Annotated in this window: 12 protein-coding genes; 5 read left to right on the forward strand and 7 right to left on the reverse strand. The window is 58.9% G+C overall.

Annotated elements, in window-relative coordinates; all coding sequences use genetic code 11:
- Positions 1-14: 14 nt before the first annotated feature.
- Together atpD and ACO6TG_RS17415 are read left to right on the forward strand one after the other, a co-directional pair.
- Positions 15-1439 carry a F0F1 ATP synthase subunit beta gene (gene atpD, locus ACO6TG_RS17410; RefSeq protein WP_094073500.1) on the forward strand — a complete coding sequence of 475 codons (1425 nt, stop codon included), beginning with the start codon at positions 15-17 and terminating at the stop codon, positions 1437-1439.
- Between the two features lie 94 nt (positions 1440-1533).
- Positions 1534-1941: a F0F1 ATP synthase subunit epsilon gene (locus ACO6TG_RS17415; RefSeq protein ID WP_422374352.1), complete on the forward strand. Its 408-nt coding sequence runs from the start codon at positions 1534-1536 to the stop codon at positions 1939-1941.
- A gap of 97 nt (positions 1942-2038) precedes the next feature.
- Here ACO6TG_RS17415 and ACO6TG_RS17420 read toward each other — a convergent pair whose 3' ends face one another.
- The 7 genes from ACO6TG_RS17420 to ACO6TG_RS17450 form a co-directional block, all read right to left on the reverse strand.
- On the reverse strand, positions 2039-6166 hold the full coding sequence (locus ACO6TG_RS17420; RefSeq protein ID WP_422374353.1) for a PAS-domain containing protein: 4128 nt from the start codon (positions 6164-6166) through the stop codon (positions 2039-2041).
- A 412-nt stretch (positions 6167-6578) separates the two neighbouring features.
- The gene (locus tag ACO6TG_RS17425; RefSeq protein WP_094073503.1) at positions 6579-6785 is read right to left on the reverse strand and encodes a hypothetical protein; all 207 of its coding nucleotides are present in this window, start codon (positions 6783-6785) and stop codon (positions 6579-6581) included.
- 287 nt (positions 6786-7072) lie between these two features.
- Positions 7073-8689: an NTP transferase domain-containing protein gene (locus ACO6TG_RS17430; protein ID WP_422374354.1), complete on the reverse strand. Its 1617-nt coding sequence runs from the start codon at positions 8687-8689 to the stop codon at positions 7073-7075.
- Positions 8686-9381, reverse strand: coding sequence for an XdhC family protein (locus tag ACO6TG_RS17435; RefSeq protein ID WP_422374355.1), 696 nt, complete (start codon positions 9379-9381; stop codon positions 8686-8688). The genes ACO6TG_RS17430 and ACO6TG_RS17435 overlap by 4 nt, the downstream gene beginning before the upstream one ends.
- Before the next feature lie 3 nt (positions 9382-9384).
- A complete protein-coding gene (locus ACO6TG_RS17440; protein ID WP_094073505.1) occupies positions 9385-10011 on the reverse strand; it encodes a LysE family translocator in 627 nt (208 codons plus the stop codon).
- Positions 10012-10026: 15 nt separating this feature from the next.
- Positions 10027-10362 (reverse strand): XdhC family protein, encoded by a 336-nt coding sequence (locus tag ACO6TG_RS17445; protein WP_422374356.1) that lies wholly within the window; start codon positions 10360-10362, stop codon positions 10027-10029.
- Positions 10363-10489: 127 nt separating this feature from the next.
- Complete coding sequence (locus tag ACO6TG_RS17450; RefSeq protein ID WP_422374357.1) at positions 10490-12100, reverse strand: phosphoenolpyruvate carboxykinase; 1611 nt, start codon at positions 12098-12100, stop codon at positions 10490-10492.
- Between the two features lie 507 nt (positions 12101-12607).
- Here ACO6TG_RS17450 and ACO6TG_RS17455 point away from each other — a divergent pair.
- From ACO6TG_RS17455 to ACO6TG_RS17465, 3 genes are read left to right on the forward strand one after another with little or no spacing between them, the layout of a single operon-like run.
- Entirely contained in the window at positions 12608-13306 is a 699-nt protein-coding gene (locus ACO6TG_RS17455) for a response regulator transcription factor (protein WP_094074937.1), read from the forward strand.
- A 24-nt stretch (positions 13307-13330) separates the two neighbouring features.
- On the forward strand, positions 13331-15148 hold the full coding sequence (locus tag ACO6TG_RS17460; protein WP_422374358.1) for a stimulus-sensing domain-containing protein: 1818 nt from the start codon (positions 13331-13333) through the stop codon (positions 15146-15148).
- On the forward strand, positions 15145-15612 hold the full coding sequence (locus tag ACO6TG_RS17465) for an HPr kinase/phosphorylase (protein ID WP_422374359.1): 468 nt from the start codon (positions 15145-15147) through the stop codon (positions 15610-15612). The genes ACO6TG_RS17460 and ACO6TG_RS17465 overlap by 4 nt, the downstream gene beginning before the upstream one ends.
- Positions 15613-15643: the final 31 nt, after the last annotated feature.

The raw sequence follows: 15643 nt of genomic DNA on the forward strand, positions 1-15643 counted from the left end.
CGAGGATTAGGGATATGGCTGACAAACAGGTCGGACGGATTACCCAGGTCATCGGCGCCGTTGTCGACGTCAAGTTCGATGACCACCTGCCGTTGATCCTGAACGCTCTTGAAGTTGACAACCAGGGCACGCGTCTGGTGCTTGAGGTTGCTCAGCACCTTGGCGAGAACACTGTACGCACCATCGCGATGGACTCCACCGAGGGTCTGGTTCGCGGCCAGGAAGTGGTCGATACCGGAAGCGCGATTGCTGTTCCGGTTGGCGACGGCACACTCGGCCGCATCATGAACGTGATCGGTGAGCCGGTGGACGAAGCCGGTGACATCGCGCACGAAGCAAAGCGCGCCATTCACCAGGACGCTCCGGAATTCATCGAGCAGTCCACCGAAGCTGAAATCCTTGTGACGGGCATCAAGGTTGTTGACCTTCTCGCACCGTATGCAAAGGGTGGTAAGATCGGCCTGTTCGGCGGCGCCGGCGTTGGTAAAACCGTTCTCATCATGGAACTGATCAACAACATCGCTAAGGCGCACGGCGGTTACTCCGTGTTCGCCGGTGTTGGCGAGCGGACCCGTGAAGGCAACGACCTTTACTGGGAAATGATCGAATCCGGCGTGAACAAGGAAGGCGGTGGAGAAGGCTCCAAAGCGGCCCTCGTTTACGGTCAGATGAACGAACCTCCCGGAGCCCGCGCACGTGTTGCTCTGACCGGTCTGACGGTTGCGGAACATTTCCGTGATGAAGGCCAGGACGTTCTGTTCTTCGTCGACAACATCTTCCGCTTCACCCAGGCCGGTTCCGAAGTGTCCGCGCTTCTCGGCCGTATCCCGTCTGCTGTGGGCTACCAGCCGACACTTGCGACCGACATGGGCTCGATGCAGGAGCGCATCACCACGACGACCAAGGGTTCGATCACCTCGGTGCAGGCCGTTTACGTCCCTGCCGATGACTTGACCGACCCGGCGCCTGCTTCGACCTTTGCTCACTTGGACGCGACCACGGTTCTGAACCGTTCCATCGCTGAAAAAGGCATCTACCCGGCTGTGGATCCGCTGGATTCCTCCTCCCGTATGCTGGATGCCCGCATCATTGGTGATGAGCACTACAACACGGCCTATGCCGTTCAGGTGACGTTGCAGCGTTACAAGGCTCTGCAGGACATTATCGCCATCCTGGGCATGGACGAACTGTCTGAAGAAGACAAGCTCACCGTGGCACGTGCCCGTAAGATCGAGCGCTTCCTGTCCCAGCCGTTCTTCGTGGCCGAGGTCTTCACCGGTTCCCCGGGCAAGCTGGTTGCTCTCGAAGACACCATCAAGGGCTTCAAAGGCCTGGTCGATGGCGAGTACGACCACCTGCCGGAAGCTGCTTTCTACATGGTCGGTTCCATCGAGGAAGCCATCGAGAAAGCCCAGAAGCTGGCTGCAGAAGCCGCTTAAGGTTGGATCAGATCGGGCGCCCGCCGGGGCGCCCGGTTCCTCCAGATATGATGGCTCCGCCATCAGAGTTTAAGACTGACAAGGAAGACGCCAAATGGCTGAACTTTTCCAGTTTGAGTTGGTCTCGCCGGAGCGCCAGCTGCTCTCCAAACAGGTCGCCGAGGTCGTTGTACCCGGTTCCGAAGGCGAGTTTGGCGTTCTGAAAGACCATGCCCCGTTCATCAGCACGATCATGTCGGGCATCCTGAAGGTCCGCAATGATGCGAACGGTTTCGACGAGTATTTCGTCCGTGGCGGGTTTGCCGATGTGGCGGCGGGCGGTCTGACCGTTCTGGCCGAACAGGCGGTGCCGGTTGGCGAAATCAGCCGCGAGCAGCTTGATCAGGCAATTCAGAATGCCGAGGAAGACGTCGCTGACGCCAAGGACGACGATGCCAAGCAGAAAGCTGAAATGACGCTGGCTCAGCTGAAGGACGTGGTCGAGGCACTGAACAAGGCCTGATCTTTTCAGCCAGCTTCGCAAGAGATTAGCGCGGTCCGGAAACGGGCCGCCTTTTTGTTTTCAGGTCGGGGTAAAATGTGCGGCGACGCGGGATACTTTAAACTCTCGCAGCAGTCGGCGGCATGGTGTCTTCCTCATAGAACCGGAAGGCGTTGCGGCCGCTGTGTTTGACCGCATAAAGAGCCAGGTCGGCCCGCTTGATGATCGCGCTCGGATCCTGGATGTCGCCTGTGATCGGTGAAATGCCGACGCTGACCCCGATCGAGACCAGGTGATCGAAGACCGGAAACGGTGCCTGAAGCTTGCGGACGATGCGGTCCGCAATTTCTGCCGTCCGATCATTTGAAGGCCCGGTACCACCCAGAATGATGCCGAATTCATCTCCGCCCAGACGGGCGATCAGGTCGGAGGACCGGACGCAATCGCGCAATCTGTCGGCGACCATCTTCAAGAGTTCATCGCCCGCGTCGTGACCGTAGGTGTCGTTGACGGGCTTGAACTTATCAAGGTCAAGCAGCAACAGGTCAGCATAGGTGCCCTCGGTATCGGCCTTGGCTACCGCCTCTTCAAGCTTGGTGTTGAAAAGCGTTCTGTTGCCAAGACCGGTGAGCGTATCGTGGTGGGCGGCATACTGGATCTTCTCGGCAGCTTCCTCGCGTTGCGTGACGTCCTCATGGGTGCCGATCCAGCCGCCATCGGGCATCGGCGCGTGCACCGCGCTGATGATCCTGCCGTTCGGATGCCTGAATTTCGAGCGGACGACTTCACCTGAGGACAGACGGATCATCAGATCCATGACGTGTTCCTGAACGTCGCCCTCGAACTCGCCCCGCCGCTTCTCGGCTTCGATCAGCTCGATCAGGGTTACCCCTTCACGGACATCCCCGTCCGGTTTGCCGAAAATCTCGATATATTGCTTGTTCCACAAGGTGAGGCGACCGCGTTTGTCGAATACGCTGACGCCCTGGCGCATGTTCGCCAGAATGGTCTCAAGCTCCGCCGTGCGGTAGCGGGCAAGCCGTTCGTTCTCGGCAAGCTGCTCTTCCATCTGTCTGCGCTCGGTGACATCGAAAAAATTGTAGATGAAACCGCCTCCGGGCAGGGGCGTGCTCCGAAAGTCCAGGTATCGCCCGTCCGCCGTCGCTCTCACGAAGGCATGCGGCTGATCGGGGGGGAGTTGTTTCATTCGCTCCAGAGCGAGCTTCTCGGGGTCGCCAGGCCCGTAGTCGCCCCGCTCGGCATTGTATTTCAGGTAATCCAGCAAGTGGAGTTTCTGATCCAGGACATCCCTCGGAACCTTGATGATGTCGACGGTTTCGTCGTTGTAGAAGGAAAGCTGAAGGCTGGAGTCGAAATAGACGAAGCCACCGGGCACATTTTCAAAAATGATACGCAACCGGTCTGACTGGTTCTTGGTCTCGGTGACATCGACGAGAGACAGGACGACGATGTCGAGATGCTGGTCATCGCTCTGATCCACCAGGCGGGCATTGAAACGAAGCCAACGATCGGTTGTCTGGCCGTAGGGGGTGAGCTTGACCGTCAGGTCTGTCACAAGTTCCGGATCCTGGACCGTCAGCAAGAAGGGATCAATCTGCCGCCCATCGATTTCATGGTCGATTTCGAGCTCCAGATCTTCCGGACGGGAGCCAACAAGGTCATTGGAGGCATATCCGAGCATGTCTGAGGCGGCGGGATTGCAGGACAGGATCCTGCCGTTGCGGTCCAGCAGCAGCACACCTTCGTTCAGGGCTTCCAGGGTTGAGCGCTGTATCAACTCGGCGACGTGAACCGCCTGTTCAGTCCGCTTTCGCTCCGTGATGTCATAGAAGTTATGAATCAAGCCGCCGTCCGGAAGCGGTGTGCTGCGTGTTTCGATGAATTTGCCACTGGGCGTTTCGCGTTCGAAGACCTGAGGACTTTTCAGATCGAAGTTCCGGTAACGTTCAAGAGCGAGCGCTTCCGGGTTTCCTGTACCATAGTCGCCACGTTGCGCATTGAACCGCAGGAAGTCGTAAAGACTGGGTTTGTCTTGAATGAGCTCATCTGGAAAATCGAGCAGCCGTTTGAATTCCTCATTGCAGGAGGCTAGCCGCATGGTCTCGTCGTAGTGAACGATGCCGCCGGGGAAATTGTCAAAAATGGTTTGCAGCTTGTCTGCCTGCTGCTTGGTTTCGGTGATGTCGGTCAGCGACACTACGACACCGTCAATGCCGAGTTCCTGATCTTCGTCGATCTGGCGGGCTCTGAGACGAAGCCAGCGCGCCGGGCGTCCGTCGGTTGGGACCATCCTGGCAATGATGTTTTCCAGGCTCGAAGGATCTCGCGTTGCGCGAACCAGAGGCTCATTGCAGGCGCCGATGCCCTCGATTTCACAGGCGATTCCAAATTCGATATCAGCGACCTTGTTGCCAACCAATTCGCGGTCTGACATGCCCAGCAGGTCGACGGCCGCCGGATTGGCAGACTTGATTTCGCCGGATCTTGTCAGCAGCAGAATGCCTTCGCTGAGCGAGGCCAGCGTGGTCCGGTGTACGGCTTCCGAGTGCTGGATGATCAACTCGGACTGCTTTCGCTCCGAAATATCGAGAAAACTGGCGACGAGAGCGCCGTTGGGGAGTGGCACGCCGCGCACCTCGACAATGCGTCCGTCCGGTGCTGCGCGTTCATAGGTGTGAGGTTCGGGATTCTCAAAATTGCTGAGACGCTGCGAAACCTGTTCTTCGGCATCGCCAGGTCCGTAATCGCCGCGATTGGCGAGATAGGTGAACATGTCCCGTATATGAGGGCGCTTGTCGACCAGCTCCCGTGGCAGTTTCATCAGGTCGATATATTCGTCGTTGCAAACGGAGAGGTGGCGGTCCTCATCGTAATAGACCAGACCTCCTGGCAGATTATCCAGAACAGCTTGCAGCGTCTCCGCCTGGCGCTTGGTTTCGGAAATGTCCGCCAGGGAGATAATGGATGCGTCCAGACCCATCGCGCTGGCGCCGTCTGTTGCGTTGGCATCAATGCGCAGCCAGACCGGATGTTCCTGGTCGCTCAGGAGAAATCTGGCAGTGTGATTGTTGACCGTCTCCGGGGCTCTCGCGGCACGGTGCAGCAGGTCCGGGTCCAGGTCACCCTCTTCGGTGTAACATTGGACTTTCAGGTCTTGAACCTTGCGACCCTTCAGGTTTTCTCCGGCATAGCCAAGCAGGGCGGCTGCGGCGGTATTAAATGACTGGATCCGGCCGGAACGGCTGAGAACCAGAATGCCCTCCCGCAACGTCTCCAGTGTTGTGCGCTGCACGGCCTCGGCCTGGCGGACCAGTTGTTCCGACCGTTTGCGTTCGGTGATGTCCTGAAACGCACCGACCAGCCGGGCCGTGCGGCCATCTTCCACAACCGCGCGCCCTGCGCTGCGCACCCAGATGTCTCGGCCTTTGGCCGTAACGAAGGGCAGTTCGAGGTCCCAGGCTTCACCTTTCTTGATCGCCTTGGCAACGGCTTCGGAAATCTGACGCCGGCAGTCCGATGCATAGAAGGACAAGGCCATCTGGACGGTTGGTTTGAAATCCGCACCGACCTCGTGGATTTCGCGTGTCTTGTCGGTCCAGGTCACGGTGTCGCTGTCGACATCATATTCCCAGCCGCCGACACCCGAGGCTTGCGTGATTTCCTCCAGCAGGTCGCTTTTGCGTTCCACCAGGAGGTGCTCTTGTTCAGCATCACTGCGGGCCCGATCCGCCTGATTTTGGGCAAGATGGGATCTCAGCAATCCAAGGACGACCGTGCCCAGCCTCCGCAATTGCTCAAGCTGTTCCGTGCTTGGATCTCGAGGTCTTGTATCAACGACACAAAGGGTTCCGATGGTGTTTCTGCCGTCCAGCGACAGGGGGTAGCCGGCATAGAAGCGGGTTTTCGGACCTTTGGAGACGAGCGCGCTGTTTCGAAATCGTTCATCTTCCAGGGCATCCCGGACGACGGTCAGATCATCTGACAGAATGGCCTGTTCACAAAAGGTTCCTTCTCGCGGCGTGCTGCGGGTTGTGACACCGTAGCCAGCCCTGAACAGAAGGTCTTCCTTTCCGACGAATGACAGAAACGCCATCGGGGCTTCGAAAACCGCAGCGAGCGCAGCAACAAGCGCTTCGATTTCAGGCAGGCTCTCGGCCTCGAGAATTCGAAGGTCGTGCAGCGCGCTCAGGCGTTCTTCTTCATTATGCCCCCGCACAAATTCCATCGTGTGCTGCGTCTCCCGAAGGAAAATACATTGGCATTTATGCCATACTAGCTTTCAAGCTTAGTTAGAGAACTGCAATAAATGATTAATCTCCGTAATTTGTGACAAATTGTCCATAAATACAGGGTTGTTGCCGTAGAGGATGGTGTACTCTGCAGTGAAAACACAAAGCATTCGGAGGTGACTGCGCGATTTCGGAGCCAATATGAAACCAAAACGCGCATTCAATTGAGCGCTCGTGACTTTTTATTGTATTTGTAGGGCAAATTACTTGATCGAATGTGAGCCTGGTTGGAACCGGCCGGACAAGGTTAGAAGCGCAGACAACAAAAAACCCGGTCCTGAGACCGGGTTCGAAGGTACGCGGGAAATTCCGCGGAGAACTGCTCTTGTTCTAAGCAGCTTGAAACAGTTAGGCCGCGCGGCGGAAGGACAGGCTCATGCCGCCACCGGACCGGTTGCGACGGCGCTCTTCCGGCGGAATGTAGACGATGGCGCTATGCTCGGTGCAGTAAGAAACGCCCGGCTCAACCCGGTTGTTGCACGGGAAGACGTAGTTGCCGGCATCGCCTTCTGCCCATTTGCAGCAGCCCGGACGCGGAAGAGACAAGTCAGCCATGTTGATTTCCTTTATTCTTCTAACCAAGCGACAAAAGCGCTCGAGCATCCTCGGGAGGAGAGGATCCGAACAGCTTTTGTCATAAATCGGATTTTATCGGCGCTCGGGACATCATGCGTTGTCCAACCCAAAGGGTGCCCTGCAGCAAGCGCAGGCATTACATAAGCGGCATGTCACAAAAATGCAATAGATGAGCTGGCATTTCCGGGCTGCACTGGACGCATACCGGGTTAATGTGCTTTTACACTTTACGGCCTCTTACCAGACAATTGTATTCAAGTCATTGGCTAAGAAGAGTCTTCGGGAAACGTGCCCCCGGCCGCCAGCAAAGCTTCCGGTGTGTCGAGATCCAGCCGTGCTGCGGTTCCCAATTCGACTTCCGCCACAAAACCCGAGTTTTCGGCGATGATATGCCGTGCACCGACATCACCGCTCAAGGCTTTCAGGGCACCAAAATAGCGCCTGTCCCAGAGGACCGGGTTGCCGCGCTTGCCTTCAGCGGTCGCCGTAACAATCAGGCTGGTTTCGTCCTGGCGATAGGTAGCCAGCAGCTTGCCGAGCGCCGCCGCATCGATGCGCGGCATATCTCCAAGCATGATGATGACGGCATCGATATCGCCTGCGAGCGCGTTCATGCCCGTCCGGATGGAGCCGGCCATACCGTCTGCAAAGTCCGGGTTATGTACCAGCGTGATGTCCAGTCCCTCGACTTCCGCCGCAACGGCCTCACCGAGATGACCGGTGACCACGATGGTTTGCGCCAGAGACGCCTCGCTGGCAGCCTCGGCGGCATGGCGGATCAGCGCCTTGTCATCCAAACGGGCAAGAAGTTTGTTCGGGCCTCCCATACGTGAGGATTTGCCGGCGGCAAGGATGATCGCGGCGACCTTCGGGTCCTTGCCCTGGCGTTTCTGTTCCCTCGGCTGCGGCCGGGTGCCGATTTCCATCAACAGGCCTCCCACACCCATTGCAGTGATGTCATCCGGACGGACGTCCAGTCCGGCGAGCAGGCGGTCGAGCACCCAGTCAAAGCCGTTTTCTTTTGGGCTGCGGGCGCAGCCCGGTGCGCCAAGAACCGGACACCCGGTCAGCTCTCCGAGCATCAGCAGATTGCCCGGGTCGACCGGCATGCCGAGATGGTGCACGGTGCCGCCAGCGAGATCCAGCGCGGCGGGCAGAACGTCCTGCCGATCGACAACGGCTGAGGCACCAAACAGGATCAGGAACTCCGAGCCCTGATCAATCAGGTCTCGCATGGCGGCGGCAACCGCCCCTTCTTCGTGTCCGACGCGCAATTCGCCGACAACGGAACTGCCCGAAGGCTTCAGACGGTCCTCCAGAACCCTGCGGGTCTTGTCCATCGTCGCCTCTTTCAAATGAGGCAGACGTGTCGCGACAAGGCCGACTTTCCGCGGTGCGAAGGAGGCGATCCTGACGGTGTTCGCCAATGCTGCTTCGGCCGCGGACACCTTGTCCTCCGGCAGGGCAAACGAGATGATCTTTGCCGTGGCAACCATGCGCCCGGCACCGACCTTGCTGTGATTGGGCAAGGTGGCAAACGTGATAGCGGGATCGATGCGGTTGGCGGCGGTAATTGCAGCTGCATCCACCACCAGTACGCCATCCCGGTCAGCATATAGATTCATACGTCCGGTAAAGGCATCGTCCGGGCTGACACCCGGCCCCATGGCGGACTGCGCGAGTCTTTCGGCGGCTGCATCTTCACCGATGTCCTGTGGATCCAGTCTGGCAATCACGAGGCTGTCGATGCCCTGCGCGGCCAGCTCGTCACAATCTTCCTGTGTTAGGTGGTGTCCCTTTTTCAGGACACGGCCGGGCAGTTTGGTCTTGTGCGCCAGTATGCAGCCGGCCGCCTGGACCACCGGACAGGGGCCGAACTTCACAACCCGGCCCCCGGCGCCTTGCGCAGGGCCCGGATTACCGAGCCAAGGACTGCAACGGCAATTTCCTCCGGTGAGGCTGCGCCGATATCGAGCCCGATCGGTGCATCGATACGGTCGAACAAGGCAGGATCCAGACCGGCCTCGGCAAACCGATCAAGACGTTTCCCGTGCGTCTTGCGGCTGCCCAGTGCGCCGACATAAAAACACCCGGCTTTCAAGCCTTCGATTAGCGGAAAATCGTCGATTTTCGGATCATGCGTGACGGCCGCAACCGCCGTGAAGGCATCCAGCGGCGCATCATTTAGAACGTCCTCCGGCCACTCCGCCTTGAGGCTGCTGCCTGGAAAACGGTCTTCCGTCGCAAATGCGGTGCGCGGGTCGATCACCGTCACGTCGAGACCGGCAATCCGGGCCATCGGCACAAGGGCCTGGCTGATGTGGACCGCACCGATAATCACCAGTCGCGGCGACGGCAGCGACACATTCAGGAAGTGCTCGCCGGCCTCAAGCGCCACCATCCCGGATTTTCCCGAGCGAAACCGCTTGCCGAGTTCTTCGGCGAGAGGATCAGCGGAATAGTCGTCCTGTCCGCGGATCAGCCGCTGGCTGCCATTGGCCATATCGGTCACCAGAATGGCGGCGCGGCGTTCGGAGCGATCGGCATTCAGAGCCTTTAAAAGGAACAGATCCATGGATCAGGCACGGTCCGTGGCAAGTTTGAAGCCGAGGCCGACCAGCAGGGAGCCACCCAGCCAGCGCGTCAGATCCTGCGCCCTGGACGACCTGGTCAGCCGCTTCTTCACTTCGGACGCGAAGAAGACAGTCACAAGATCGGCGGATGTAAAGGCGCAGTTGACGATGGTGCCGAGGATCAGGAACTGCATCCAGATCGGCAAACCGGCGTCTGGGCTTACGAATTGCGGCAGGAAGGCGATGAAGAAGACAGCTACCTTCGGGTTGAGCACTTCCACAAGAACGCTGTCGACAAAGGCGCGGCGCGTGGATTTTTGCGGCAGGTCCGGCATCGGGCCGGCGGCAACGCGCGTGCGGATCATCTGTACACCGAGAAACACCAGATAAGCGCCGCCAACCAGTTTCAACACCATGTAAAGGGTCGGCACGGCACTGAAAATGGCCGACAGGCCAAACGCCGCCGCAAAAACGTGGGCATAGCAGCCCACGTGAATGCCGGCCGTTGCCAGAAGACCGGCGCGCCGGCCGCGCGAGATGGTTTGGGCGGCGGTGTAGAGAAGCGCAGGGCCCGGCATATAAGCAAAGAGGGCGGTGGCGGCCAGAAAGGCGAGGAGGGTTTCAGTGCTCATAAAGGGGCGTCCGGGTCAGGAAACGGGTTCGACGTAAACCCTGATCCGGCCGCCGCAGGACAGACCAACCCGCCAGGCGGTCTCGTCGGCCACACCGAATTCCAGGGTGGTGGGAACACCACTATCGATCACATCGACCGCTTCGGCAACCACCGCGCCCTCGACACAGCCGCCGGAAACCGAGCCTTCGAAATTGCCGTCGGAATCGATCACCAGATGAGAGCCAACCGGACGCGGTGCGGAACCCCAGGTTTCAACCACCGTGGCAAGTGCGACAGCGCGACCGGCGCCGCGCCAGTCTTCGGCGGTTTTTAACACATCGGCGACGGGTGAAGTGTCGGTGGCAAGCATGAGCGTCCCCTCAGATCAAGCCCTCAATATAGGACTTTCCGCAGGCGAAGAAAGACGGAAGAATGCAGAAACGGCACCTGGCGTGGAGGCCAGGTGCCGTTCCGGATCTGATGGATTTTGCTGTCAGTTATTCCGCCGCCAACCTGCAGGCGGGGGCAGCGCTTTTGACCGCGCCGTCGACATGATCCTCGAATGCCTCGAAATTGCTGACGAACATGTCGACCAGCTTGGCGGCTTGAACGTCATAGGCTGCCTTATCGACCCAGGTGTCGCGCGGTGTCAGGATCGTGTCGTCGACCCCGTCCACGGAGACCGGGACCTCAAAACCGAAATTGGCGTCGGTGCGGAAGTCCGCATCCTTCAGGCTGCCGTTGAGAGCAGCGGTCAGCAGCGTGCGGGTTGCCTTGATCGGCATGCGGTTGCCGGTGCCGTAGGCGCCGCCGGTCCAGCCGGTATTGACCAGCCAGCAATCGACATTGTGCTTGGCGATCAGGTCCTTCAGCAGGTTCCCGTATTCTGACGGATGCCGCGGCAGGAACGGTGCGCCGAAGCAGGTGGAAAAGGTCGCCTGCGGCTCGGTGACACCCTTTTCGGTACCGGCCACCTTCGCCGTGTAACCGGACAGGAAGTGATACATGGCCTGGGCCGGTGTCAGCCGCGCAATCGGTGGCATCACGCCAAAGGCATCGGCGGTCAGCATGATGATCGTCTTCGGCATCGGTGCGCAGCCGGTGTCGCTGGCATTGGAAATGAAGTGGATCGGGTAGGCTGCGCGCGTATTTTCGGTCTTCGAACCGTCGTTGAAGTCCGGTACACGCTGGTCGTCGAGAACCACATTTTCCAGGACCGTGCCGAAACGCTGGGTCGTGGAATGGATTTCCGGTTCGGCCTCGGCGCTGAGCTTGATCGTCTTGGCGTAACAGCCGCCCTCGAAATTGAAGACACCGCTCTCCGACCAGCCATGCTCGTCATCGCCGATCAGCGTGCGGGCCGGGTCTGCCGACAGGGTGGTCTTGCCGGTGCCGGAGAGACCGAAGAAGACAGCGGTGTCGCCATCATCGCCGACATTGGCCGAGCAGTGCATCGACATGACGCCTTTGGCCGGCAACAGGTGATTGAGCATGGTGAAGACGGATTTCTTCATCTCGCCGGCATAGGACGTGCCGCCGATCAACACGATCTTGCGGGTCAGGTCGACGGCGATCACCGTTTCGGTGCGGCAACCGTGCCGCGCCGGATCCGCCTTGAAACTCGGCAGATCGATGATGGTCATGTCCGGTGCAAACGCTTCAAGTTCGCTCACCTCCGGCCGCAGCAGAAGATTGCGGATGAAAAGCGAATGCCAGGCGAATTCGGTATAGACCCGGACCGGCAGCCGGTGCGTGGCGTCCGCACCGCCGTAAAGATCCTGTGCGAACAGTTCCATGCCTTCCGCATGAGCCAGGAAATCGGCAAGCAGCAGATCGAACTTGTTCTTCGGCATCTGCGCGTTGTTGTCCCACCAGACCGTGTCCCTGGTTTCATCATCGAGGACAACGAACTTGTCCTTGGGGGAGCGGCCGGTGTGAATACCGGTTTCTGCGACGATCGCGCCGCCGGCAGCCAGCTTCGTTTCGCCGCGGGACAGGGAATACTCGTAAAGCGCAGGCTCGTTCTGGTTCCAATAGAGCGCCTTCAGCCCCTTGAAGCCAAAGGTTTCGCAGCCAATGGAGGGATTCCTGACACCTACTTCTTGCATCTTCCCGCAGTCCTCGTGATGTGGGCTTTTGTCGTCGCCGGAAAAGTTAAGAAAAGCTGAATCCGGCGTTAAGGGCTGCGAACGTAGTGGAATGCCCATGGGGCAGCAAGACTACCAAAGGAGCTATGTCATTGTTTAATCGATTAAAAATCTACATTAAATTTTGGATGATTAATTTGGAGGGCAAACTAATAAACGAAACCTTCGATATGTTCATTTTGCTGAATGAAGCGAAAGAAAACGCGTTAATATCGCGCTTGTGGGGCAGGTGTGCAAAACCGGGCTGGACATTCCTTGCCCAAAGGTGACAGAAAGATGTTCTCTTGAAATCATGTCGTCCAATCCCCACCAATTCTGCCGCCCGGAAGGTCTTTGCGGTCCTCGCGCGTTTCTCATGAGGGTTTGCCTTAATTTATGCGCATTTAGCAGGCCAAAGGCTGTGTGTTACATTTATGCTGAATAACCGACGCGCGCCGACAGGCGCTGCCGGAAATGGAAAAACAAAGCATGCCAACAATTGCTCTGGTCGATGATGACCGCAACATTCTGACGTCCGTTTCGATCGCGCTGGAAGCTGAAGGCTATCGCGTCCAGACCTACACCGACGGAACGTCAGCGCTGGACGGTCTTCAAAGCGATCCGCCGGAACTGGCGATCTTCGACATCAAGATGCCGCGCATGGATGGGATGGAGCTGCTGCGCCGCTTACGTCAGAATTCGGATCTGCCGGTGATTTTCCTGACGTCGAAAGACGACGAGATCGATGAGTTGTTCGGCCTCAAGATGGGCGCGGACGACTTCATCCGGAAACCTTTTTCGCAACGCCTCCTTGTGGAGCGCGTACGTGCGGTTCTGCGCCGGGCACAGCCACGGGATGCATCGGCTCCGCGCGACGACGCGGACAAACTGCTGGAACGCGGGCAACTGGTCATGGACCAGGAGCGGCACACCTGCACCTGGAACAACAAACCGGTGACGCTGACCGTGACAGAGTTCCTGATCCTGTCGGCGCTGGCGCATCGCCCGGGTGTGGTCAAGAGCCGGAACGCGCTCATGGATGCGGCCTATGACGATCAGGTCTATGTCGACGACCGCACCATCGACAGCCACATCAAGCGCCTGCGCAAGAAGTTCAAGGTGGTTGACGACGACTTCGACATGATCGAAACCCTTTACGGGGTCGGGTACCGGTTCCGAGAGGTCTGACCGGAAGACGCGCACGGGCTATAGATGGCGGTCGACAGTGAGCACGCAGACGAGATTGCCGCCTCCGAACCGCAAAACGGCTCGGAGCGCTCCCGGCTGCGCCGGCTTGGCAACAAGCGGATTCGTCGCCGTCTTCTGAGCCAGCTCGGCCGCATCTTCGGCACCTATGTGTTGTCGTCTCTGACCCGGCGGATCATCGCGATCAACCTTGTTGGCCTGCTCGCACTTGTCATTGGCATTCTCTACCTGAACCAGTTTCGCGCCGGTCTGATCGATGCGCGTGTTCAAAGTCTGCTGACGCAGGGCGAGATCATTGCCGGCGCAATTGCGGCGTCCGCGACCGTTGACACCGGCACGATCACCGTCGATCCCGAACGCCTTTTGGAGCTGCAGGCGGGCGAAAGCATCACGCCGACCCAGGAAGATCTGGAAAGCCTCGACTTTCCGATCAATCCGGAGCGCGTCGGTCCGGTGCTGCGTCGCCTGATCTCGCCGACCAAAACCCGCGCCCGGATTTATGATCCGGAAGGCATCCTGATCCTGGACAGCCGTCATCTTTACACGAGTGCCCAGATCCTCCGGTTCGATCTGCCTCCGCCGAATGCGGAAGAGGAAGGCTTTTGGGATGCGCTCTGGCAATGGACCAAACGCTGGTTGCGTCAGGGTGACTTGCCGATCTACCAGGAAGTTGGCGGCGGTGACGGACGTGCCTATCCGGAAGTCGAGGCGGCACTGGCCGGATCACCTGCAAGCGTGACACGGATCTCCCAGCGGGGAGAGCTGATTGTTTCTGTTGCCGTGCCGATCCAGCGCTTCCGGGCCGTACTGGGGTCCTTGTTGCTGTCAACACAGGGCGGTGACATCGACGCCATCGTGCGCGCGGAACGCATCGCGATCATTCGTGTGTTCCTGTTTGCCGCAACGGTGACCATTTTGCTTTCGATCCTGCTGGCCGGTACCATTGCCGGCCCGGTCAGGCGGCTGGCGGCTGCGGCCGACAGGGTGCGCAGAGGCTCGAACTCGCGTGAGGAAATCCCAGACTTCTCGGATCGCCAGGATGAAATCGGCCACCTCGCCCGTGCGTTCCGCGAAATGACGAACGCGCTCTACAACAAGATCGACGCGATCGAGCAGTTCGCGGCCGATGTGGCGCATGAACTTAAAAACCCGCTGACGTCTCTGCGCAGTGCCGTGGAAACGCTGCCGCTGGCCCGCAACAAGGAGTCCCAGGACCGGCTGATGGAGGTGATCCAGCACGATGTCCGAAGGCTCGACCGGTTGATCAGTGACATCTCCGATGCCTCCCGGCTCGACGCGGAGCTGGCGCGCATTCAATCCGAGACGATCGACATTGCTGAACTTCTGCGCAACATGGCCGATGCTGCCAACCAGCGCGCGGGCTCGGTGGAGGCCGGCGTCAAGCTGACTGTGGCAGACGCGCAAGGAACCAGGCCCTACCTGATACAAGGTCACGACATTCGTCTCGGCCAGGTGATCAGCAACCTTTTGGACAATGCCCGCTCCTTTTCGCCTGCGGACGGAATTGTTCATGTGGATCTCGGGCGGGAAGGCCAGTGGATCAAGATCACCGTGGATGATGACGGACCGGGTATTCGAGCCGAGAACACCGAACGCATCTTTGAACGGTTCTACACGGACCGCCCTGATGGCGAAGGCTTCGGCAACAATTCCGGTCTCGGACTGTCGATCTCACGTCAGATCATTGAAGCCCATGGTGGGACAATCTCCGCAACCAACCGTCTTGAACTGCAGGCTGACGGCAGCCAGAAAATTGCCGGAGCGCGTTTCCTCATCTACCTGCCGCTTGGACAGAGCAAGTGAGCCAGCCGGCCATTCACGCCAACTGCCTGATTGTTGGAACTGCTGGACTGCTCCTGCGTGGAGAAAGCGGCAGCGGCAAAACGGTGCTGACCGATTTCCTGGTCGAGACGGCAAAGGCCAGGGGCAACTTGGGTCTCCTGGTTTCAGATGACTATGTGCATCTGGCAAGTCGAGACGGGGCATTGATTGCGTGCGCACCTGAAACGATTTCGGGAAAGATGGAAGTGCGCGGATTTGGGTTGGCAGAGACTGCCTTTGCGCCTGAGGCTCACATTGATCTGGTCATCGACCTGGAGCCGGTAGAGGATATGGAGCGGCTGCCGGAAGTTCCGCTCGGTACCGTGCGCCTGGAAACTGTGCAACTGCCACAGCTTTTTTGCCCGGAAAATGACCCCGTGCTTGCAGTGCGGCTGATCCGCTGGGCCCTGCGCCGCCTGACACCGGTCGGCACCGACTATATTTAGAGCACAGCCGGTGTTTTTTGCTTGCAACTGG

The sequence above is a fragment of the Roseibium sp. genome, assembly GCF_965233565.1.
Taxonomy (GTDB): domain Bacteria; phylum Pseudomonadota; class Alphaproteobacteria; order Rhizobiales; family Stappiaceae; genus Roseibium.

What these genes read in the sequence shown, in the direction of transcription:
- atpD (WP_094073500.1), top strand. Translation starts at nt 15, where the DNA reads ATGGCTGACAAACAGGTCGGACGGATTACCCAGGTCATCGGCGCCGTT.
- ACO6TG_RS17415 (WP_422374352.1), top strand. Translation starts at nt 1,534, where the DNA reads ATGGCTGAACTTTTCCAGTTTGAGTTGGTCTCGCCGGAGCGCCAGCTG.
- ACO6TG_RS17420 (WP_422374353.1), bottom strand. Translation starts at nt 6,166, where the DNA reads ATGGAATTTGTGCGGGGGCATAATGAAGAAGAACGCCTGAGCGCGCTG.
- ACO6TG_RS17425 (WP_094073503.1), bottom strand. Translation starts at nt 6,785, where the DNA reads ATGGCTGACTTGTCTCTTCCGCGTCCGGGCTGCTGCAAATGGGCAGAA.
- ACO6TG_RS17435 (WP_422374355.1), bottom strand. Translation starts at nt 9,381, where the DNA reads ATGGATCTGTTCCTTTTAAAGGCTCTGAATGCCGATCGCTCCGAACGC.
- ACO6TG_RS17440 (WP_094073505.1), bottom strand. Translation starts at nt 10,011, where the DNA reads ATGAGCACTGAAACCCTCCTCGCCTTTCTGGCCGCCACCGCCCTCTTT.
- ACO6TG_RS17445 (WP_422374356.1), bottom strand. Translation starts at nt 10,362, where the DNA reads ATGCTTGCCACCGACACTTCACCCGTCGCCGATGTGTTAAAAACCGCC.
- ACO6TG_RS17450 (WP_422374357.1), bottom strand. Translation starts at nt 12,100, where the DNA reads ATGCAAGAAGTAGGTGTCAGGAATCCCTCCATTGGCTGCGAAACCTTT.
- ACO6TG_RS17455 (WP_094074937.1), top strand. Translation starts at nt 12,608, where the DNA reads ATGCCAACAATTGCTCTGGTCGATGATGACCGCAACATTCTGACGTCC.
- ACO6TG_RS17460 (WP_422374358.1), top strand. Translation starts at nt 13,331, where the DNA reads ATGGCGGTCGACAGTGAGCACGCAGACGAGATTGCCGCCTCCGAACCG.